This is a genomic window from Microbacterium terrae (assembly GCF_017831975.1).
Classification (GTDB): domain Bacteria; phylum Actinomycetota; class Actinomycetes; order Actinomycetales; family Microbacteriaceae; genus Microbacterium; species Microbacterium terrae.
Window position 1 is genome coordinate 588,402 of record NZ_JAFDSS010000001.1, and the last position, 19,406, is coordinate 607,807.

Consider the following 19,406-nt stretch of genomic DNA (forward strand, 5'->3'; position numbering starts at 1 on the left):
TGCGCGGATAATGGAAAGGGAAGGAACACCGTCGACACCTACAAGCGCACACCGTTCCGCAGCCGCATCGATCGGATGATGGCCTGGCTCGCCCGCCGGGGCATCACGCCCGGCGGCGTCGCATCGCTCACCGTCGTGGGTCGCACGAGCGGCGAGCCGCGCACCGTTCCCGTCACGCCCATCGCGGTCGACGGCATCGACTACCTCGTCGCGCCGTATGGGCCGGTCGCCTGGGTGCACAACCTCCGGGCAGCACGTGTCGCGACGCTTCAGCAGGGTCGCCGCATGCAGCGCATCGAGGCGCGAGAGGTGACGGATGCCGCGACCGCGGCACGCGTGCTCCAGCGGTATGTGCAGAAGACGCCGGTCGTCCGTCCGGTCGTCGCCGCGGGGCCGGAGGAGCCGCTCGAGGCTTTCGAGGCCATCGTGGCGGAGCATCCGGTGTTCGCGTACGACGTCTCCGCCTGACGCACGCGTTTCGCGGAAGCCATTCCGTATCAGCGCGATCCGCGCCATGCTCTGAGGGGGAGGCGGCGCGCGCGCCGCGGGGAAGAGACGACACATCCTGGGGGATGCCATGACGTCACAGCCGAGCCTGCACGATTTCGACGACCGAACAGCCCTCGTCACCGGAGCCAGCAGCGGGGTGGGCCTGGAGATCGCGCGCGCCCTCGCGGCGGCGGGCGCCCGCGTCATCATGCCGGTCCGCTCCCGCGCTCGCGGTGACGCGGCGATCGCGCGGATCCGGGAGACGGTGCCGGATGCCGCCGTGGAGCTGCGCGATCTCGACCTGACGCGACTCGAATCGGTCGCCGCGGTCGCCGAGGAGCTGATCGCCGAAGAGGATCCGATCGACCTGCTCGTGCTCAACGCCGGCATCGTGCTCCTCGGCGATCCGGTGCGCCACGTCACACCCGACGGGTTCGAGGCCCACTTCCAGACGAACTTCCTCGGGCACTACGCCCTCACCCGCGCGCTCCTGCCTCTGCTGCGGTCGTCGCGCACGCGGGTGGCCGTGCAGTGCAGCCTCGCCGCAGCCCGCGGGCATGTGCCGTGGCGCGACCTGCAGAGCACCGAGCGGTACGCGCCGCTCCGTGCCTATGCGTCGTCGAAGATGCTGCTCGGCCTGTTCGCGGTCGAGCTCGCCCGGCGCAGCGCCGCAGATCACTGGGGGCTCGCGGTGAACCTCTGCCACCCCGGAGTCGTGCCCGACACGGGCATCGCCCCGGCGATCCGTGAGAAGCAGGGCACGGGTGCGGGGGCGCGCCTGGCGGCGCGGCTCGGCCACTCTCCGGCGTCGGCGGCGCGCACGGCCCTCGCCGCGCTGCGCGCCGAGTACGGCACCGCCGAGATCGTCGGCCCGCGCATGTTCGCCCCAGCCGGGGCATTCGGCATGAGCGGCCCGCCGCGCGAGCAGCGTCCGTTCCACACCCTCACCGACCGCTCCGATGGCGCTCGCGCGTGGGGCACGGGTGAGGCGCTCGCCGTCGGCGCTGTCGTGTGACGGCGAGGCTCCCCGACCGTGATGTGCCCGGCACCCGTGACGAGGCGCGCAGTGACACTCGGTCCGGCGGTAGCCTGCACGGGTGACCCCGCACCGGCTCACCCGTGACGAGGCGCGTCGCATCATCGTGCGCGCGCAGCTGCTCGACGCCGACCGCCCCGGCGACGTCGTCGAGGTCGCCGAGCAGATCGGGTACGTCAAGATCGACCCGACAGCGACGATCGCCCCGTGCGAGCACACCGTGCTCTGGTCGCGCATCGGCTGGTCGTACGAGCCGGGACAGCTTCAGAAGGCGGTCGAACTCGATCGGCTGCTGTTCGAATTCGACGGCGGCTTCCGCCCGATGAGCCTGCTGCCGCTCATGCGTCCGGCGATGCGGCGGTGGCCGACCCGTGAGAAGACGAAGCAGTGGCTCGAGGCGAACGACCGGTTCCGTCGCGACATCCTCGACCGCCTGAGATCGGACGGCGCGCTCCTCACCTCCGACATCCCCGACACGGCCCAGGTCAGTCGCGCGCCCGACGGATGGAGCGGGTCGAACCAGGTGCCGATCATGCTCGACTTCCTGCTGCGACAGGGCGAGGTCGCCGTCGTCGGCCGGGAGGGGAGGCGCAAGCGCTGGGATCTGGCCGAGCGGGTCTATCCGAACGACCTTCCGGAGTACGGCGACGACGAGGCCGCCCGCCTGCTCGAAGAGCGGATGCTCCGTGCCGCGGGCCTCGCGAAGCCGCACTGGTGGTGGAACGGCGCCGGCAAGACGTCGGGCGAGCCGGCAGTCGTCGAGGGGAGCACGGGGAAGTTCCGGGTCGACCCCGAAGCCCTCGCCTCTCTGCGCGAAGACGACGATGCGGGCGGCCGCGTCGCGTTCCTCAACCCGTACGACAGGCTTCTGTTCGACCGGGGGCGCCTCCGCGACCTCTTCGAGTTCGAGTACGTGCTCGAGCAGTTCAAGCCGAAACCGCAGCGCAGGTACGGCTACTTCGCGCATCCGATCCTGTCGGGCGATCGATTCGTCGGGATGCTCGAGGCCGAAGTCGACCGCGAGCGTGAGGTGCTGCGCGTCAACGCGGTGCACGAGTTCCTGCCGTTCGAACCCGAAGAGGCCGAGATGGTCCGCGCGGAGATCGACGAGCTCGCACAGTGGCTCGGGGTGGGCGTGACCGGACTGGCGTGACCGGCGGGCGTGACCGGCTGGCGTGAATGACGGGCTGGCGTGACCGGACCGGGGTGAACAGTCCACTCGAAATGGACGCCGCACGTATCTGAGTGCGCCGAGGCTGCTCCTCTTCGGGGATGGCTCGGCGCTGGACGCCGGCCTCAGGGTTCGGTCGCCGGGTCTTCGCCCCGCCGGGTCCGCTCAGAACCGCTCCCGTCCACTCTGCCTCGGGGCCCGACTCACCAAGGAACGCATATGACCATCGATCTGCTCGCCCTCACCGTCGACCAGCAGCGCGGCATCCTGCGCGACGCCCTGGGCGACCGCATCCTGTTCGCCGGCGACGCGGGGTACGACGACCAGCGCCGGCCGTGGAACACCGCCTTCGATCAGCGGCCCTTCGCCGTGGCGCGCCCCGAGAACACCGAAGACGTCGTCGACGCGGTGCGCGCCGCCGTCGCCGTCGGACTGCGCGTGGCTCCCCAGTCCACGGGGCACGGCGCGGGCGCGCTCGCCGACACCGATCTGAGCGACACGGTGCTGATGTCGCTCTCGCGGCTGCGCGGTGTGTCGATCGACCCCGCGACCAGCACGGCGACCGTCCTCGGCGGCTCCCACTGGAACGACGTGCTGCTCGTCGCCGCCCACCACGGGCTGACGGCGCTGCACGGCAGTGCCGGAGACGTGTCGGTCGCCGGATACAGCCTCAACGGCGGACTCTCGTTCTACGCACGCGCCCACGGGCTCGCCGTCAACAGCGTCCGCGCCGTGGAGCTCGTGACCGCCGACGGCGTGATCGTCCGGGCGAGCGCGACCGAGAACGCCGACCTCTTCTGGGCGGTGCGCGGCGGCTCGGGCTCGTTCGGCGTCGTCGTCTCCCTCGAGATCGAGCTGCTGCCCCTGGCCGACGTGTTCGCCGGGATGCTGCTGTGGGATGCCTCGCACACCGCGGAGGTGACGGAGGCGTGGGCGCAGTTCGCAGCATCCGCGCCCGAGTCCGCCACGACAGCTCTGCGAGTCATGAACTTCCCGCCGATGCCCGAGCTCCCGCCATTCCTGTCGGGTCGGTCGGTCGTGGTCGTCGACGGTGCGATCCTCGAATCGGATGCTGTCGCCGAGGGCATCCTCGCTCCGCTCCGCTCGCTGGCGCCCGAGATCGACACCTTCTCCCGGATCCCGGCCGCCGCCCTCGTCGCGGTGCACATGGATCCGCCCGACCCCACACCGTCGGTCAACGCGCACGTCGTGCTCAGCGGCTTCCCTGCGGATGCGGTCGACACGTTCGTCACGGTCTCGGCGACACCCGGCCTCTTCGTCACCGAGATCCGGCACATCGGCGGGGCGGCTGCACGTCCCGCGTCGCACGGGGGCGCGGTCTCGGCGATCGCCGGCGAGTTCCTGCTGCACGCCATCACGGTCGTGCCGGTGCCGCAGGCGCGGCCGGGGGCACTCGCGACCGTGCAGGCGGGAGCTGCAGCCTTCACGCCGTGGCGCACCGACGCGCTCGCCCTCACCTTCATCGACGGGGGTGCCGACCCGCGCGCCGGATTCGGCGACGCCGCCGAGCGGCTCAGCGAGCTCAAGGAGCAGTTCGATCCGGAGGATGTGTTCGCCGCCGCGCGACCGGTCTCGCGCTGACGGATCAGGCCCCGGACCCGCGACGGGTCCGGGGCCTGCGTCTGTCTACGGGCCGAGAACGGCGGAGGCTCACGCGTTGCGGAGGCTCACACGCTCCGCAGCGTCGACTCCCAGCCCAGTGACGGAGCCACGTGCTTCGCGAAGGATTCGACGACGCGGAGATTGAACTCGACACCGAGCTGGCTCGGGATGGTGAGCATCAGCGTGTCGGCGGCCGCGATCGCGGCATCCTCCTTCAGCTGCTCGACGAGCACGTCGGGCTCGGCCGCATAGGTCTTGCCGAAGGTCGAGCGCATCCCGTCGATCACGCCGATCTGATCGCCGTCCTGCCGGCCGCCGAAGTACATGTGGTCCTCCGCGGTCGTGAGCGGGAAGATCGACCTGCTCACCGACACGCGCGGCTCGCCGGCGTGCCCGGCTTCGCGCCAGGCGGAGCGGAACGCATCGATCTGCTGGGCCTGGAGCAGATCGAACGGCGTGCCGTCGGCCTCGGTGAGCAGGGTCGACGACATGAGGTTGACGCCCATGCGGCCCGCCCACTCGGCCGAGTCGCGGTTGCCCGCGCCCCACCAGACGCGCGAGCGCAAGCCGGGCGAGTGCGGCTCGATGCGCTGCAGCCCGCTCGCACCGGTGCCGAACGGGCTCGATCCATCGCGTTCTGCGAGCCCGTCGCCGGCGATCGCGCGCAGGAACAGGTCGAAGTGCTCACGGGCCAGGTCTGCGCCGCGCGGATCGCTCGACCCGGTGTAGCCGAACGCCTCGTAGCCCCGCACGACGGTCTCGGGTGACCCACGGCTGACGCCGAGCGCCAGCCTGCCGTCCGAGATGAGGTCGACGGCGGCGGCCTCCTCGGCGAGGTAGAGGGGATTCTCGTACCGCATGTCGATGACGCCGGTGCCCATCTCGATGCGCTGCGTCTTCGCCGCGATCGCGGCGAGCAGCGGCATCGGCGAGGACTGCTGGCGCGCGAAGTGGTGCACGCGGAAGTACGCGCCGTTGACGCCGAGGTCGTCCATGCCCTGGGCGAGGTCGATCGCCTGGAGCATCGAGTCGCCGGCGGTCAGCTGCCTGCCACCGCCGAGGGGGCCGTAGTGGCCGAACGAGAGGGTTCCGAATCTCTGCATGACGGACTCAACGGTACGCGGACGCTATCCATTCCGGTGAATGCATACGACTGAGGGGCAGAGGGTCCGGGGCGATGCCGCGCGGCGCCGGCCCGGCCTACGATGGCAGGAAGCCTGGTGATGGGAGGCGGAATGGTGCAGGTGCGGGTCGTCGGTATCGCGATGGACGAGAGCGGGCAGCACGTGGTGCTGCTGGGGCCGATCGACGCCCTTCCGGGGGAGGGGCGCATCCTGCCGATCTGGATCGGCTCACTGGAGGCGACGTCGATCCTCGTCGCCGTCGAGGGTGCGGACGTGCCTCGACCCATGGCGCACGACCTCATGCGCTCGCTCCTGGAGGCGATGGACGCACAGGTCGACAAGGTCGAGGTGACGCGCATCGACGATGGCACGTACTACGCCGAGATCACCGTCACGGGCCCGGCGGGGGAGCGGATCGTCGACGCGCGGCCGTCGGATGCGATCGGACTCGCAGCCCGCACCGGGGCGACGATCTGGGTCGCCGATGCCGTGCTCGCAGAGGCCGGGGTCGCCGACATCACCGTCGGCGCCGACGAGGCCGAGGCGGCGCAGGACTCCATCGCGGAGTTCCAGGAGTTCCTCAAAGACGTCGACCCCGACGACTTCCGCGGCTGACCCCCCACACCGATAGCCTCGACGGGTGACCCCTCGCACCCTCGCCCACGGCGCCGTCCTCCGACCGGCGCGACCCGGCGACGAGCCCGGCATCCTCGCCTGCATCCACGCCCTCGCGGTGTACGAACGCGAGCCCGATGCCGTCGAGAACACCGTCGAGATGATCACCGAGACGCTCTTCTCCGAGATGCCGAAGGCGTTCGGGCACGTCGTCGAGCGCGACGGGACGATCGTCGGGATCGCCCTGTGGTTCCTGACCTACTCGACCTGGACCGGCCGCCTCGGCATCTGGCTCGAGGATCTCTACGTGAACGAGGACCAGCGGGCGTACGGCTACGGCAAGGCCCTCATCTCGTCGCTGGCGGAGGTGTGCGTCGAACGCGGGTACTCGCGGCTCGAATGGACGGTGCTCGACTGGAATGCGCCCGCGATCGGGTTCTATCGCTCGATCGGCGCCGTGCCCATGGCGGAGTGGACCACGCAGCGCATGACGGGAGCGGAGCTCAACGCGCTCGCAGTGTCTGGGAGGTAGTTCAAGTTAGGTTAGGCTTGCCTACATGCCCACCACCACACGAGCATCCTGGTCCCTTGCCCTCCTCGCCGCCGCCGGCCTCGCAGTCACCGGCTGTGCCACGGCCGCCCCGGCCGACGAACCCGCCGCCGAGGCTGCACCTCAGACGGTCACCGTCGCCGACGCCCAGCCCACGCTGGTGCTCGTCGAGGAGGACGGCGAGTCCTCTTACCAGGAGGACACCGAGGTCGACCGCGGATCGGTCGAGGTGCCGTACCAGCCCGAGGCCGTCGTGACGTTCGACATCGCGACCCTGGACACGCTCGACGCGATCGGTGCGGGTGACGCGGTCGTCGGCATCCCCGACATCGCCCTCCCCGAGTACCTGTCGGAGTACGCCGACCTCCCCAAGGTCGGAACGCTGTTCGAGCCCGACTTCGAGGCCGTCGCCGAGCTCGAGCCCGACCTGATCGTCGTCGCGGCGCGCAGCACCGGTCAGTATGACGAGCTGTCGGAGATCGCCACCACGATCGACCTCACCGGCGCGTACGCCGGCACCTTCGCCCCGGCCGAGGGCCTCGAGCGTGCTGAGCAGCTCGGCGAGATCTTCGGCGCAGAGGATGCGGTGGCCGAGCGCGTCGCCGAGATCGACGAGCTCGTCACCACGGTTCAGGACGAGGCCACGGGCACTGCCCTGGTGCTGTCGGTCTCGGGCGGCGAGTACGGAGCATTCGGCGAGGGCTCGCGCTTCGGCTACTTCTTCGACGAGCTCGGCTTCGAGCCGGCCGTCGCGGCCGCCGACCTGCCCGGCGCCGAGGGTTCGTCGCACGGCGACACCGTCACGAACGAGTTCATCCTCACCGCGAACCCCGACTGGATCATCGCCTTCGATCGCGGCGCGGCCACCGGTGACGCGGCGAGCGCCGAGGAGACGCTCGACAATGAGCTCGTCGCGCAGACGACCGCCGGTGCGGAGGGCCAGATCATCTACCTCCCCGCCAGCGAGCTCTACATCGTGATCAACGGCCTCACCGCGATCGAGAACGTGCTGACCGCGGTGCACGACGGCCTGTCCGCCTGATCGAGCGCAGAGCTCTGAAGCGCTTCTCACCGACCGCGCTGATCGTCGTGGGGGTGGCCGTCGTGGCCGCCCTTGCGGCGATCTCGCTGTTCGTCGGGGTCGCCGACCTCGACGCGTTCATCCTGTTCGCGAGCCGCATCCCGCGGACCGTCGCGCTCATCCTCGCCGGTGCCGCCTTCGCGATCACCGGCCTCATCATGCAGCTCCTCACGCGCAACCGGTTCGTCGAACCGGGCACGACGGGAGCGACGGATGCCGCGAGCTTGGCTCTCCTCGCCGTGCTCATGACGACCCCGGGGCTGCCGATCTGGGCGAAGGCGATCGCGGGCACCATCGGCGCGTTCGTGGGTGTGTTCGGGTTCCTCGCGCTGGCACGCCGCATCCCGTCCCGCTCGAGCGTGCTCGTGCCGATCGTGGGCATCCTCTACGGCGGGGTCATCGGCGCCGTCACGACTTTCATCGCGTACCGCGCCGACGTGCTGCAGGAGCTCCTCAGCTGGAGCGTCGGCGACTTCTCGGGCATCCTCCGCGGGCGCTACGAGATGCTCTACCTCGCTGCAGCCGCTGCCCTCATCGCCTGGATCGCCGCCGACCGCTTCACCGTCGCGGGCCTCGGCGACGACGCGGCGCGCGGCCTCGGTCTCGACACCCGCGGCGTGATGGGCCTCGGCGTGGGGATCATCGCGATGGTCACCGGCATCATGATGGTCGTCACAGGCGCTCTGCCGTTCCTCGGCCTCATCGCCCCGAACATCGTCAGTCGGCTCATCGGCGACAACATGCGCCGCGCGGTGCCGCTCGTGGCTCTCCTCGGCGCGGCGCTCGTGCTGCTGTGCGACCTCGTGGGCCGGGTCGTGCGCTTCCCGTTCGAGATCCCGATCTCGGTGGTCATGGGTGTGGTCGGCGGCATCGTCTTCCTCTGGCTGCTGCTCGGCACGGCGTCGCCGGCGTCGGCCGCACCGCCCACCCGACGCGCGGCGCGACGAGCGAGGGCGGAGGTGGCGCGATGACCACCGCCGCATCCACCAGCCGGGTGCGCGGCATCCTGGCTTCTCCGCGCGTCCGTCTGCTCGCCCTCACCGCCGTCGCGCTGGTCGCCGTCGCCCTCTTCGTCTTCACCGACCTCCCCGGAAAGTGGGAGTACGCGCTGGGGCTGCGCTGGCGCACCGTCGCCGGCATGGTGATCGCCGCAGCCGCCGTCGGCGTCGCGACCGTGCTGTTCCAGACGATCACCGCGAACCGCATCCTCACTCCCGGGATCATGGGCTTCGACGCCGTGTTCCTGGCGATCCAGGTCGTCACCGCATTCGCCATCGGGCCGGCGCTTCTCGTGTCGGCTCCCGCCTTCGCGTCGTGGCTGGTGGAGCTCGTGCTCATGGCGGGGTCGATCTCGCTGCTGTACTGGTGGCTGTTCCTGCGCCGACGCCTCGATCTGCACGTGATCGTGCTCGCGGGCCTCGTGCTCGGGGTGCTGTTCCGCTCCGTCACCGCGTTCCTTCAGCGCCTCCTCGACCCCGACACGTTCGCGATCGTGCAGAACCTCGCTTTCGCGAGCTTCACCTCGGTCGACCGTGAGCTTCTCGTGCCCACTGCCGTGCTGGTCGCCGTCGCGATCGGCTCGCTCTGGCCGATCCGCCGCTCGCTCGACGTGCTGTCGCTGGGCGAGTCCGCCGCGATCTCGCTGGGCGTAGAGCATCGCCGCGTCGTGATGCACGTGGTGCTCGCCATCGCCGTCATGGTCGCGGCGTCGACCGCGCTCGTCGGACCCGTCACGTTCTTCGGGCTGCTCGTGGCCAACCTCGCCTACGGCGCGGTGGGGCACCGGCATCTGCGCAGCATCCCCGCCGCCATCGCCATCGGCACGATCGCCCTCGTGGGCGGTCAGTTCATCCTCGCCCGGCTCCTCGGCTTCAGCACCGAGCTGCCGGTCGTCATCGAGTTCGCCGGAGGCCTGTTCTTCATCGCGCTCGTGCTCACCGGAAGGGCCCGCTGACATGATCGAGATCGATCACATCACCAAGCGCCACGGCGCAGTGGTCGCCGTCGACGACGTCGAACTGACGATCGGCACGGGGGTGACCGCGATCATCGGTCCGAACGGGGCCGGCAAGTCGACGCTGCTCGCCGCGGTCGGGCGACTCGTCGGTGCGGATGCCGGCACCGCGCGGGTCGACGGCCTCGACGTCGTCACCACCAAGTCGCGCCTGCTCGCGCAGCGCCTCGCCATCCTCCGGCAGGACAACCACCTCGCCATCCGGCTCAGCGTGGAGGATCTCGTCGGCTACGGACGCTTCCCGCACGGCGGTTCGGGGCGCACACCCGAAGACCGCACGCACATCGAGGACGCCATCGCGCTGCTCGACCTCGAAGCGGTGCGCACCCGGTTCCTCGACGAGCTGTCGGGCGGACAGCGACAGCGGGCGTTCGTCGCGATGGCGATCGCGCAGGATGCCGACCATGTTCTGCTCGACGAGCCGCTCAACAACCTCGATCCCCGGCACAGCGTGAGCCTCATGAAGCTGCTGCGCCGCCTCGCCGCCGAGCGCGACATGACCATCGTCGTCGTGCTCCACGACATCAACGTCGCCTCCCAGTTCGCCGACGACATCATCGCGATGCGCGCCGGTCGCGTGGTCCACCACGGACCGGTCGCCGAGGTCGTGACCGAGGCGAACCTCAGCGCGCTGTACGACACCCCGGCCCGTGTGACCGAGCTCGCCGGGCGCCGGGTCGTGCTGTGGGAGTGACCGCATGCATCCTCTCTCGAATCCACGCCACCCGGGGACTCATCCACCCCACCCGACGACACCGTCTGGAGACACCGTGACCGACACGACCATCCGCACCTTCACCCTCACCCGCGCGGGCCTCGACCTGAAGTTCCGCTTCGCGCGGCTGGTCGAGCGCACCTGGCAGACCGACGAGTACGTCCGTGTGCGGCTCCGGGGCGACGACCTGACCGGCTTCGACTCGCCGGGGGCCGACGACCACTGCCGGCTGTTCTTCCCGGATCGGGCCGTCGACACGGTCGACGAGCTGCGAGCCGCACCCAGTCGCGAATACACGCCGTTCGCCTGGGGCGACGACTGGGTCGATATCGAGTTCGCCATCCACGGGGCACCCGGAGACCGGGGGATCGCCGCCGAATGGGCGGCCACCGCTCCGCTCGGCGCGGTGGCCGGCATCGGCGGCCCGCGCGGATCGATGCTCATCGACGGCCGCCCCGACGCCTGGTTCCTCGCCGGCGACGAGACGGCGGTGCCGGCGATCCGCCGGTTCGCTGCGGGAATGGATGCGGATGCCGTCGGCACGATCATTGTCGAGGTTCCGGATTCCGCTCACGAGCTCGCCGTCGACGCCCCGGCAGGAGTCGACGTCTCGTACGCCCACCGCGGCGAGGCCCTCGGCGGAACGGCGCTCGCCGCCCGGCTCGACGCACTGGGGGAGAGCGACCGCCCGGCCGGCGATGTCTTCGCGTTCATCGCGACCGAGCAGAGCATCGTCAAGCCGGGGCGTGCCCTCACCATCGACCGGTGGGGTCTCGACGCCGAGCGGATCGTCGTGAAGGGCTACTGGAAGCGCGGCGACGTGGAGTTCCACGCGCCGCACTGAGATTGACCCGTCCTTCGCGCGACCGTTCGTCGGGCGGCCGGCCGGGGCGGCTGAGGCGGTTCCGGGGCCGGGTCGGGGCGGGCCGGGTGCGGGCGCAACTACGATCGAAGCATCCCCCTGCCGTGATCCCCGAGGAGCCGATCCGTGCCCGCAGCATCCGAGTCGCTCACCCATGCCGCCGATCTGGCGGACTTCGTCGCCGCGTCGCCGTCGAGCTTCCACGCCGCCGCCGAGGTCGCGACTCGACTCGAGGCCGCCGGGTTCACCCGGCTCGAGGAGACGGATGCCTGGCCCGACGCACCGGGCGGCCGCTTCCTGGTCGTGCGCGACGGCGCCGTGATCGCCTGGGTGGTTCCGCGCGGCGCGACGGCGTCGACCGGTGTGCGCATCTTCGGCGCGCACAGCGACTCGCCGGCGTTCAAGCTGAAGCCGCAGCCCACCACCGGCAAGCTCGGCTGGCTGCAGGCCGGCGTCGAGATCTACGGCGGTCCGCTGCTGAACTCGTGGCTCGATCGCGAGCTGCGCCTCGCCGGACGCCTCGTGCTCGACGACGGCACGTCGGTGCTCGCCGCGACCGGGCCTCTGCTGCGCCTGCCGCAGCTCGCCATCCACCTCGACCGCGGGGTCAACGACGGACTCTCCCTCGACAAGCAGTCGCAGACCCAGCCCGTCTGGGGCCTCGGAGAGTCGGCATCGGCAGACATCCTCGCCGAGCTCGCCCGCGAGGCGGGAGTGGATGCCGCGCGCATCCGCGGCTACGACATCGTCACCGCCGACGCGGCGCGCGGCGCGACGTTCGGCCTCGACGACGTGTTCTTCGCCTCCGGCCGTCTCGACGACCTCGCCTCGGTGCACGCCGGGGTCGTCGCGCTCGAGCGCGCCGCCGACGGCTTCGATGCCGAGCACATCGCGATGCTCGCAGTGTTCGACCACGAAGAGGTCGGTTCGGGCACGCGCACCGGTGCGGCTGGCCCCATGCTCGCCGATGTGCTGGAGCGCATCTGGCTGTCGCTCGGCGCCGACCGCGAGCAGCAGCTGCGCGCCCTCGCGGCGTCGTGGTGCGTCTCGAGCGACGTGGGCCACTCGGTGCACCCGAACTTCGCCGACCGCCACGACCCCAACGTGCAGCCGGTGCTCGGCTCGGGCCCGATCCTCAAGATCAACGCGAACCAGCGCTACGCCACCGACGGCGCCGGTGCGGCGGCATGGAACGCCTGGTGCTCCGAGGCCGGCGTCGCCACCCAGGAGTTCGTCTCCAACAACGGCGTGCCCTGTGGGTCGACGATCGGTCCGATCACCGCGACGCGTCTCGGCATCCGCACCGTCGACGTCGGCATCCCGATCCTGTCGATGCACTCCGCCCGCGAGCTCGCCGGCGTGAGCGACCTGTGGGACCTCTCCCGTGTCGCCGAGGCGTACTTCCGCGGCTGAGTTCAGCCGGCGGTGGGCTACGCCGTTCGGTCCGCGACCAGAGCCTCGAGCGCGGCCAGCCGCCGGCTCCGATCGCCCGTGATCTCCACCACGTCGGCTTCGTCGCCCACGACGTACGGGTCCTCGATGAGGTCGAGGAGCACGTCGTTCATCGCGTCTCGCAGGGCTGGATGCTCGTCGGCGCCGGCGACGATCCCATCGGCGGCGGTCAGCGGCAGCACGACGAGGAGATCGACGTGGTTCAGCGCTTCTCGCGTGATGGCGCTTGCGCGCTCCACCAGGTCGCGCGAGCCGGATATTCCGGTCAAGTCGTCGAGCGCCAGCAGGTAGGCGAGGAAGTCGATCGGGCCGCGCTCGGCGATCAGCCTGCCATCGGACTCCGCGGGGTCGAGCCGTGCAGCCGAGATGCGCAACTGCGCGGCGAACAGAGCAGCATCCGGGGCATCCCACGATTCGTCCACGAGCTCGAACGGATCCGGCAGCACCGTGAACTCCGGGTGGCGGACGGCGAAGTCGGAGATGAGCGTGCTCTTCCCGCTGGCGTGCGTGCCCGAGACGACGATGCGCATGGCGCGACTCTATCCGCGTCCGGGGGTCCGACGGCCCGTGGCCGTTATGCGAACACCGGTGAGAGGAACCGACGTTCGTAGCGGCGGATGCACCCGGTGCGTCGTGCGAGATCGAACGCCTCCTGACACCCCGGGTCGGTCTTCGAGGCGTTCCGATAGACCTCGTACTCGGCGAGCGACGGGAAGCTGAACAAGGCGAACGCTTCGTCGCTGTCGCCCTCGCTGGGCATGAAGTAGCCGTGGTGTGTTCCGCCGAGCTTGTTGACGAGGTGGATCCACGCACGGCCGTACTCGGTGAAGTCGTCGAGCTTGTCCGGGTCGATCTCATAGCGAAGATGAACGGTGATCATCGAGGGTCCTTTGCTGTCGGGGGGTCTCAGGAGTCTTGCCTATCGGCAGGCCGCTCGATGCCGATCATCGATCCCGTGCGCGAAGTATCCGCGCCGCTGCTATCAGTGCGACGCGATGAGCGAGCCGTCGGCGCCGTACCGGCGCCACTGGCCGGAGGAGATGATGATCGGCTCTGCGGTGGGATCGCGGACGAGAAGCGCCGAGTCGTCGTCGATGAACCACACCTCCTGGCCAGAGAGTCGGGCGCCTCGCGCGAACCGTTCCTCTGCGTTCGCGGGCATCCAGTCGGCACCCAGGTGACCGGCGAAGAACCAGTCGAGCAGGGGGACTGCGGGGGCCGCGACCTCGAGTCCGAACATGTCGAGCTCGTCTTGATCGTCGAAATCCCCGGGCCACCGGTCCAGCCGACGGGCGAAGATCATCGAGCCCGCGCTCCATCCGACGTACACCTTCTCGTGGAGCAGTTCCGCGAGCACCGGTGCGAGACCGGTCGCCTGCCAGGCGTGTGCCGCCCAGAGATTACTGCCGCCGTATCCGAGGATCACGTCGGCTGAGCGCAGCCGCGACTCCACGAGGGTCGCCGGACCGGCGAAGAGCGATGCCACGTCGAACTCCGCCCACCCGAGCGATCGCAGGCTCTCGAGATGCTCGACGAGCGTGGAACTGTCGCCCGGAAAGCCGAGAATCGCGTCGATCACCACGACGACGCGGGACTCCGCGAGAGGCTTGCCGAGCAGATCGACGAGCGCGCCGCGGACGATGTCACTGGCTAGGCCGTTCGACGTGAGGAGCATTCGCATCGGCCCAGGGTAGAGCAACGCGGGGACATAGACCCGGTGGCGGGTGTGAGGCCCCCCGGCGTCAGGGCTCGATGCGGGAGTGCGCACCCAGTTGGTGCCAGGAGCGGTTGTGGTACACCAGGGCGTCGCCGGCCCCGCCCGGCTGGACGTCGCGCTCGATGTGCGACTGCAGCGCATGAGCGGCGATGACCGTGGAGGTCCCGGCATCCATGCGATCGATCACAGCGCAGCGCACCCAGGCACGCACATCGCTGTACACGGGCTCACCGGTGACCAGGCGCGACCAGCGGTGGGTCTGGGCGAAGCGATCGACCCCGTGGGCCGCACCGAGTTCGGCCACCTCGATGTCGTTCGCGTCCAGAAGGTGCACGACGACGGTCCCGGCGCGCGAAAGCACGTCGGATGCCGAGGACAGCGCTGAGATCGAGAAGATCAGCAACGGCGGCTCAGCGCTCACCGACGCGACCGACGTCGCCGTCAGCGCAACGGGACCGTCGCCCGCATCCGCCGTGATGACGGCGACGCCGCCGGGGTGCCCGCGGAACAGCGCCTTGAAATCCTCGGGTGAGAGCGACGACGAGAACCTGTGCTCCGGGATCTCGTCATTGGTCTCAGCGCCGGCCGGGGATGGCTGCGACATGTTCAGGACACCAGGCTGGGCTGCGCGACCGCCAGTTCCTCGCGAAGGATGTTCGTCCCCGCGCTCAGTGCGCTCAGCTTCTCGAATGCGACGTCCCGGGGGAACGGCGCCATGCCGCAGTTGGTGCTGGGGATGAGCTTGTCGGCGTCGACGAACTCCAAGGCCTTCCGGAGGGTGTCGGCGACCTCCTCCGGGGTCTCGATCGTCTCGTCGGCCACGTCGATGGCGCCGAGCATGATCTTCTTGCCGCGGAGGATCTCGATGAGGTCCATCGGCACATGGGAGTGCTGGCACTCCAACGAGACGATGTCGATGCTCGACCGCTGCAGGAGGGGGAACGACTCCTCGTACTGCCGCCACTGCGAGCCGAGGGTCGCTTTCCAGTCGGTGTTCGCCTTGATCCCGTAGCCGTAGCAGATGTGCACGACGGTCTCGGCTCGCAGCCCTTCCGCGGCCCTCTCCAGCGCGGCGACTCCCCAGTCCTGCACCTCGTCGAAGAAGACGTTGAACGAGGGCTCGTCGAACTGGATGATGTCGACTCCCGCCGCCTCGAGCTCCTTCGCCTCCTGATTGAGGATGGTCGCGAACTCCAACGCCAGCTTCTCGCGGCTCTTGTAGTGCGCGTCGTACAGCGTGTCGACCATCGTCATGGGCCCCGGGAGAGCCCACTTGATCGGACGATCGGTGGACGCGCGGAGGAACTTCGCGTCGTCGACGAACACGGGCCTCTCCCGCGTCACCGACCCGATGACGGTCGGCACGCTCGCGTCGTACCGATCACGGATGCGCACTGTCTGGCGATTCTCGAAGTCGACCCCGCTGAGATGTTCGATGAAGGTCGTGACGAAGTGCTGGCGGGTCTGCTCGCCGTCGCTGACGATGTCGATGCCGCGTCTGCTCTGCTCCTGGACAGCGATGCGCAGGGCATCCTGCTTGCCCTCGACCAGCGCATCACCCTCCAGCTTCCAGGGCGACCACAGGACCTCGGGCTGGGCGAGCCACGACGGCTTCGGCAGACTGCCGACGATCGAGGTCGGCAGGAGCGTGTTCATGATGGGCGATCCTCCACTGATCATGCGACGGGAGCGAGGTAGTCGGCGGCCCACCGGGCGAGCGCGTCACCGTGAGGACTGATGAAGTGCTCCTCGGTGTACTTCCCCTGCGTGATCGCGAGCCGGCTGCGCTCGGCGCGGTCGTAGGCGATGTCGGTGAGCGAGTGGTTCTGCGCTTCCAGGCTCGGCCGGTAGACGGGTGCGGCGGCGGAGTTGGCGTTGTAGACCTCCGGCCGGTAGATCTTCTGGAACGTCTCCATCGTGCTGATCGTGCCGATCAGCTGGAGGTCGGCGTAGTCATTGAGCAGGTCGCCGCGGTGGTAGAACGCGAGCGGCGCCACGCCGCCGCGCGGCATGAAGTACCGCACCCTCATCCCCATCTTCGCGAAGTACTCATCGGTGAGGGAGTACTCCTCCTGCTGATACTCGACGCCGAGCACCGGGTGCTCGTTCGCGGTGCGGTGGTAGGTCTTGCTCGTCGACACGCTGATGCAGATGACGGGCGACTGAGTGAAGCGCTCCTGGTACGCGGGCGAGTCGAGGAAATGCTGGAACAGCTTGCCGTGGAGATCGCCGAAGTCCTCCGGGACGGTGGGCTTCGTCGAATCCGCGTTCACCGCCGGAAGGCGCACGCTGAAGTCGTAGTCGCGGACATACGACGAGAAGTTGTTCCCCACGATCCCGTGGCGGCGGATGCCGGTCCACGTGTCGACGATCTGCACGTCGAGAACCTCGAGAAGCGGGAACTCCTGATCGGCACCCTCCGTGGTGAACTGGAGCGCAACCGAGACGATCTCGAGTTCGAGGGTGTAGCGGTCGCCGTTCGGGTTGTCCCACTGGGCGAGGTCGTTGAAGCGACGGTCGATCATCGTCAGGGCGTTGCGGAGATTCTGCTGACGGTGCTCGCTTCGGGCCAGGTTCGCGAAGTTCGTCGTGATGCGCGAGTCCTCAGACGGCGTGTAGTCCTCGTCGAAGCGCGTGGTGGTGATGCTGAACGTGAACGCGTCCGCCATGAGTGGCCAATCCGGGTAGGTGTCGATGGCCGGGCTCGGCCGTCGGAAGTGATGCATCCATCGTGCAGATCTCCGCCGGATATCGGGTAACTCGAGATCTCTATGCATTCATATAGGGTGTGCCTATGTCTCGGGTACCGAGCGGCGTGACGCTGCAGCAGCTGCACTACTTCGTCGAAGTCGCGGCGGAGGGTTCGATCTCTGCCGCTGCCGACCTGCTGTACGTCGCACAGCCGACGGTGTCCGCTGCGATGAAAGACCTCGAGGCCCGGGTCGGCCGCGCGCTCCTCGTCCGCTCCGCCCGTGGGGTCAGCCTCACCGCCGACGGCGCGGAGTTCCTCGGGTACGCGAGACAGGTCGTCGAGCAGGTGGCGCTGCTCGAGCAGCGCTACCTCGGCCGGCCGCCGTCGCGACGCCTGCTCGGGGTGTCGGCGCAGCACTACTCGTTCGTGGTGGACGCGTTCGTCCGGATGGTCCGCGCCACCGGGGCGGCCGAATACGAGTTCTCGCTGCGTGAGACGCGCACCTGGGACATCATCGAGGACGTGCGGACCCTGCGCAGCGAGTTGGGCATCCTCTACCGGAACGACTTCAACCGGAAGGTCATCGACAAGCTGCTCCGGGACTCCGGGCTCGCATTCCACCCGCTGTTCCTCGCCGAGCCGCACATCTTCATCTCCCGGACCAACCCCCTCGCCGCGCAGGACCGTGCGACTCTTGCCGATCTCGCGGACCTTCCGCGGCTCACCTTCGACCAGGGGGCGAACAACTCGTTCTACTTCGCCGAGGAGATCCTCTCCACCCTCTCGAGCAAGCAGGAGATCCGGGTCTCCGACCGCGCGACGATCTTCAACCTCATGATCGGACTCGACGGCTACACGATCTCGACGGGCATCATCAGCGACCAGCTCGACCCGGAGATCGTCGCCATCCCGCTCGACGTCGACGAACGCATCGAGATCGGCTGGATCGGCCACGCCTCGATTCCGCTCACCGAGCAGGCGCAGCGTTACCTCGATGAGGTGCGGGCCGTCGTCGCAGGCTTCGGCGTGGCGCTTCTCGGCTAGCAGCGCTTGCGGTGTCACCGACTGTGCGCGCGGTCTGAGACGGCTCGTGATCCCGCGAGATGCTCCGGCAGCCCTTCCGTTACAATATGACTCAGGAGTCATAACCGGGAGATGATGATGACGGATGCTGCGACCCTGGTGCGCGCGGCTCGAAAGAGCCGTGGCCTGACACAGCAGCGCCTCGCCGAGCGTACGCGCATCGATCAGGCGCGCGTGTCGCGTTCCGAGCGCGGCCGTGACGCCGAGTTCAGCACAGTCGCGCGCCTCCTCGCCGGGGCGGGTCACCGGCTGTACTCGGCACCGACCCAACGCGACGACGCCGCGACGACCGCCGCCGAGACCCGGGCGCATCTCCGCGCGGGCGACAAGGAGCGTGCCCTGCGGGCTCTCCTGCAGTTGAATGACAACCTCGTCGCCGAGCACGGACTCGTCCGCGGGGTCCTGGGGCTGGCCGAGCCGGAGCTCACACGCGACAGGGTATGGGATGCCGCGATCGCCGGTCTCGTCGCGTGGCGACTGGGGGAGGAGGGACTTCCCGCTCCCGAATGGGTGAATCACCCTGGGCGGTTCCTCGACGAGCCCCGCGGTCTCGACGTCGATCCCGCCGACCCGGTGCCGCCCCTGTCGGAGGTGCCCGACGCGTTCGCCGAGCGCGGGGTGCTTGTCTGGCGTGACACATTCGCGAGCGTCTGAGCATGGCGACGGTCCTTGACCGCGACAGCATCATCGACGGTCTCCGCGACCTCATCGCCGAACTGCGAGATGCCGGCGAAGTCGCTGGCATCCGTCTCGTCGGAGGCGCCGCCCTCGCGCTGCGCTACTTCGACCGCGCGACGACGCAGGAACTCGACCACGACGGCATCGCCATCGACGTCGCCGCGAAGGACGCGATGCTCGCCATGAAGCTTCGCGCCAATCGAGCCGGGACGCGACACGAACGACATCCGCCAGCTGCTCCGCCTCTGCGAGGTCACCACACTCGAGGACGCTGAGGAACTGTACGAGGACTTCTATCCCGGCGACGTGCTCACCGACCGAGCGGTCGGCATGGTCACGAGGATCCTCGAACTCGGTCTGCCGGACGACGTGCCGTCGCCGGGTCCTATCGATCTCTGATTGAGCGATCGGACAGGAGCGTTTGTCGCCCGCGGCCCGCGCAACGTTCACTTCAACGGGCGAGGTATCTGCGACAGACGTGTGGGTGCGGGTGCGGGCGCACCA

Annotated in this window: 22 protein-coding genes; 15 read left to right on the plus strand and 7 right to left on the minus strand. The window is 69.4% G+C overall.

The genetic code is table 11. The features are described from left to right. Positions 1-78 precede the first annotated feature (78 nt). The 4 genes from JOD63_RS02645 (at position 79) to JOD63_RS02660 (ending at position 4,298) form a co-directional block, all read left to right on the plus strand. The gene (locus JOD63_RS02645) at positions 79-468 is read left to right on the plus strand and encodes a nitroreductase family deazaflavin-dependent oxidoreductase (protein ID WP_052682643.1); all 390 of its coding nucleotides are present in this window, start codon (positions 79-81) and stop codon (positions 466-468) included. A 109-nt stretch (positions 469-577) separates the two neighbouring features. Beyond that, positions 578-1,504, plus strand: coding sequence for an SDR family NAD(P)-dependent oxidoreductase (locus JOD63_RS02650; RefSeq protein ID WP_045277333.1), 927 nt, complete (start codon positions 578-580; stop codon positions 1,502-1,504). 82 nt (positions 1,505-1,586) lie between these two features. After that, a complete protein-coding gene (locus tag JOD63_RS02655; RefSeq protein WP_045277334.1) occupies positions 1,587-2,678 on the plus strand; it encodes a DNA glycosylase AlkZ-like family protein in 1,092 nt (363 codons plus the stop codon). A 237-nt stretch (positions 2,679-2,915) separates the two neighbouring features. Continuing rightward, the gene (locus JOD63_RS02660; RefSeq protein ID WP_045277335.1) at positions 2,916-4,298 is read left to right on the plus strand and encodes an FAD-binding oxidoreductase; all 1,383 of its coding nucleotides are present in this window, start codon (positions 2,916-2,918) and stop codon (positions 4,296-4,298) included. 86 nt (positions 4,299-4,384) lie between these two features. On the opposite strand, the gene JOD63_RS02665 is transcribed toward JOD63_RS02660, so the two are convergent. After that, positions 4,385-5,422: an LLM class flavin-dependent oxidoreductase gene (locus JOD63_RS02665; protein WP_045277336.1), complete on the minus strand. Its 1,038-nt coding sequence runs from the start codon at positions 5,420-5,422 to the stop codon at positions 4,385-4,387. 120 nt (positions 5,423-5,542) lie between these two features. Here JOD63_RS02665 and JOD63_RS02670 point away from each other — a divergent pair, with 120 nt between their 5' ends. From JOD63_RS02670 to JOD63_RS02705, 8 genes are all read left to right on the plus strand, one after another. Beyond that, complete coding sequence (locus JOD63_RS02670; RefSeq protein ID WP_245244134.1) at positions 5,543-6,058, plus strand: bifunctional nuclease family protein; 516 nt, start codon at positions 5,543-5,545, stop codon at positions 6,056-6,058. A gap of 25 nt (positions 6,059-6,083) precedes the next feature. After that, on the plus strand, positions 6,084-6,590 hold the full coding sequence (locus tag JOD63_RS02675) for a GNAT family N-acetyltransferase (protein WP_045277338.1): 507 nt from the start codon (positions 6,084-6,086) through the stop codon (positions 6,588-6,590). 25 nt (positions 6,591-6,615) lie between these two features. Further along, positions 6,616-7,650 (plus strand): siderophore ABC transporter substrate-binding protein, encoded by a 1,035-nt coding sequence (locus JOD63_RS02680; RefSeq protein ID WP_052682644.1) that lies wholly within the window; start codon positions 6,616-6,618, stop codon positions 7,648-7,650. Between the two features lie 53 nt (positions 7,651-7,703). After that, positions 7,704-8,660, plus strand: a complete 957-nt coding sequence (locus JOD63_RS02685; RefSeq protein ID WP_045277339.1) for an iron chelate uptake ABC transporter family permease subunit — start codon at positions 7,704-7,706, stop codon at positions 8,658-8,660. Then, the gene (locus tag JOD63_RS02690; protein WP_045277340.1) at positions 8,657-9,643 is read left to right on the plus strand and encodes an iron chelate uptake ABC transporter family permease subunit; all 987 of its coding nucleotides are present in this window, start codon (positions 8,657-8,659) and stop codon (positions 9,641-9,643) included. Before JOD63_RS02685 ends, JOD63_RS02690 begins: the two co-directional genes overlap by 4 nt. A 1-nt stretch (position 9,644) precedes the next feature. Next, a complete protein-coding gene (locus tag JOD63_RS02695) occupies positions 9,645-10,397 on the plus strand; it encodes an iron ABC transporter ATP-binding protein (protein ID WP_045277341.1) in 753 nt (250 codons plus the stop codon). Positions 10,398-10,473: 76 nt separating this feature from the next. Beyond that, positions 10,474-11,262, plus strand: a complete 789-nt coding sequence (locus JOD63_RS02700; RefSeq protein WP_045277342.1) for a siderophore-interacting protein — start codon at positions 10,474-10,476, stop codon at positions 11,260-11,262. A gap of 144 nt (positions 11,263-11,406) precedes the next feature. Then, positions 11,407-12,693: a M18 family aminopeptidase gene (locus tag JOD63_RS02705; RefSeq protein ID WP_045277343.1), complete on the plus strand. Its 1,287-nt coding sequence runs from the start codon at positions 11,407-11,409 to the stop codon at positions 12,691-12,693. Positions 12,694-12,710: 17 nt separating this feature from the next. Here the strand turns inward: JOD63_RS02705 and JOD63_RS02710 are convergent, their stop codons facing one another. The 6 genes from JOD63_RS02710 to JOD63_RS02735 all read right to left on the minus strand — a co-directional run bounded on the left by JOD63_RS02710 (position 12,711) and on the right by JOD63_RS02735 (position 17,118). Next, positions 12,711-13,262 carry a DEAD/DEAH box helicase family protein gene (locus tag JOD63_RS02710; RefSeq protein ID WP_045277344.1) on the minus strand — a complete coding sequence of 184 codons (552 nt, stop codon included), beginning with the start codon at positions 13,260-13,262 and terminating at the stop codon, positions 12,711-12,713. 44 nt (positions 13,263-13,306) lie between these two features. Continuing rightward, positions 13,307-13,612, minus strand: coding sequence for an NIPSNAP family protein (locus JOD63_RS02715; RefSeq protein ID WP_045277345.1), 306 nt, complete (start codon positions 13,610-13,612; stop codon positions 13,307-13,309). Positions 13,613-13,714: 102 nt separating this feature from the next. Continuing rightward, positions 13,715-14,413 carry a Type 1 glutamine amidotransferase-like domain-containing protein gene (locus tag JOD63_RS02720; protein ID WP_045277346.1) on the minus strand — a complete coding sequence of 233 codons (699 nt, stop codon included), beginning with the start codon at positions 14,411-14,413 and terminating at the stop codon, positions 13,715-13,717. A 61-nt stretch (positions 14,414-14,474) separates the two neighbouring features. Next, positions 14,475-15,053, minus strand: a complete 579-nt coding sequence (locus JOD63_RS02725) for a flavin reductase family protein (RefSeq protein WP_045277347.1) — start codon at positions 15,051-15,053, stop codon at positions 14,475-14,477. 2 nt (positions 15,054-15,055) lie between these two features. Beyond that, entirely contained in the window at positions 15,056-16,105 is a 1,050-nt protein-coding gene (locus tag JOD63_RS02730) for a methionine synthase (protein ID WP_045277348.1), read from the minus strand. A gap of 20 nt (positions 16,106-16,125) precedes the next feature. Then, positions 16,126-17,118 (minus strand): putative oxygenase MesX, encoded by a 993-nt coding sequence (locus JOD63_RS02735; protein WP_045277349.1) that lies wholly within the window; start codon positions 17,116-17,118, stop codon positions 16,126-16,128. Between the two features lie 125 nt (positions 17,119-17,243). Between JOD63_RS02735 and JOD63_RS02740 the strand changes: the two genes are divergently transcribed. From JOD63_RS02740 to JOD63_RS02750, 3 genes are all read left to right on the plus strand, one after another. Then, the gene (locus tag JOD63_RS02740) at positions 17,244-18,185 is read left to right on the plus strand and encodes a LysR family transcriptional regulator (RefSeq protein ID WP_045277350.1); all 942 of its coding nucleotides are present in this window, start codon (positions 17,244-17,246) and stop codon (positions 18,183-18,185) included. 117 nt (positions 18,186-18,302) lie between these two features. Then, positions 18,303-18,878 (plus strand): helix-turn-helix domain-containing protein, encoded by a 576-nt coding sequence (locus JOD63_RS02745; RefSeq protein ID WP_169748437.1) that lies wholly within the window; start codon positions 18,303-18,305, stop codon positions 18,876-18,878. A gap of 2 nt (positions 18,879-18,880) precedes the next feature. Further along, positions 18,881-19,177 carry a hypothetical protein gene (locus JOD63_RS02750; RefSeq protein ID WP_045277351.1) on the plus strand — a complete coding sequence of 99 codons (297 nt, stop codon included), beginning with the start codon at positions 18,881-18,883 and terminating at the stop codon, positions 19,175-19,177. The last annotated feature ends 229 nt before the right edge of the window (positions 19,178-19,406 follow it).

What these genes read in the sequence shown, in the direction of transcription:
- JOD63_RS02715 (WP_045277345.1), bottom strand. Translation starts at nt 13,612, where the DNA reads ATGATCACCGTTCATCTTCGCTATGAGATCGACCCGGACAAGCTCGAC.
- JOD63_RS02710 (WP_045277344.1), bottom strand. Translation starts at nt 13,262, where the DNA reads ATGCGCATCGTCGTCTCGGGCACGCACGCCAGCGGGAAGAGCACGCTC.
- JOD63_RS02670 (WP_245244134.1), top strand. Translation starts at nt 5,543, where the DNA reads ATGGGAGGCGGAATGGTGCAGGTGCGGGTCGTCGGTATCGCGATGGAC.
- JOD63_RS02745 (WP_169748437.1), top strand. Translation starts at nt 18,303, where the DNA reads ATGACGGATGCTGCGACCCTGGTGCGCGCGGCTCGAAAGAGCCGTGGC.
- JOD63_RS02645 (WP_052682643.1), top strand. Translation starts at nt 79, where the DNA reads ATGGCCTGGCTCGCCCGCCGGGGCATCACGCCCGGCGGCGTCGCATCG.
- JOD63_RS02740 (WP_045277350.1), top strand. Translation starts at nt 17,244, where the DNA reads ATGTCTCGGGTACCGAGCGGCGTGACGCTGCAGCAGCTGCACTACTTC.
- JOD63_RS02725 (WP_045277347.1), bottom strand. Translation starts at nt 15,053, where the DNA reads ATGTCGCAGCCATCCCCGGCCGGCGCTGAGACCAATGACGAGATCCCG.
- JOD63_RS02735 (WP_045277349.1), bottom strand. Translation starts at nt 17,118, where the DNA reads ATGGCGGACGCGTTCACGTTCAGCATCACCACCACGCGCTTCGACGAG.
- JOD63_RS02650 (WP_045277333.1), top strand. Translation starts at nt 578, where the DNA reads ATGACGTCACAGCCGAGCCTGCACGATTTCGACGACCGAACAGCCCTC.
- JOD63_RS02665 (WP_045277336.1), bottom strand. Translation starts at nt 5,422, where the DNA reads ATGCAGAGATTCGGAACCCTCTCGTTCGGCCACTACGGCCCCCTCGGC.
- JOD63_RS02720 (WP_045277346.1), bottom strand. Translation starts at nt 14,413, where the DNA reads ATGCGAATGCTCCTCACGTCGAACGGCCTAGCCAGTGACATCGTCCGC.
- JOD63_RS02690 (WP_045277340.1), top strand. Translation starts at nt 8,657, where the DNA reads ATGACCACCGCCGCATCCACCAGCCGGGTGCGCGGCATCCTGGCTTCT.
- JOD63_RS02695 (WP_045277341.1), top strand. Translation starts at nt 9,645, where the DNA reads ATGATCGAGATCGATCACATCACCAAGCGCCACGGCGCAGTGGTCGCC.
- JOD63_RS02660 (WP_045277335.1), top strand. Translation starts at nt 2,916, where the DNA reads ATGACCATCGATCTGCTCGCCCTCACCGTCGACCAGCAGCGCGGCATC.
- JOD63_RS02680 (WP_052682644.1), top strand. Translation starts at nt 6,616, where the DNA reads ATGCCCACCACCACACGAGCATCCTGGTCCCTTGCCCTCCTCGCCGCC.
- JOD63_RS02750 (WP_045277351.1), top strand. Translation starts at nt 18,881, where the DNA reads ATGGCGACGGTCCTTGACCGCGACAGCATCATCGACGGTCTCCGCGAC.
- JOD63_RS02730 (WP_045277348.1), bottom strand. Translation starts at nt 16,105, where the DNA reads ATGAACACGCTCCTGCCGACCTCGATCGTCGGCAGTCTGCCGAAGCCG.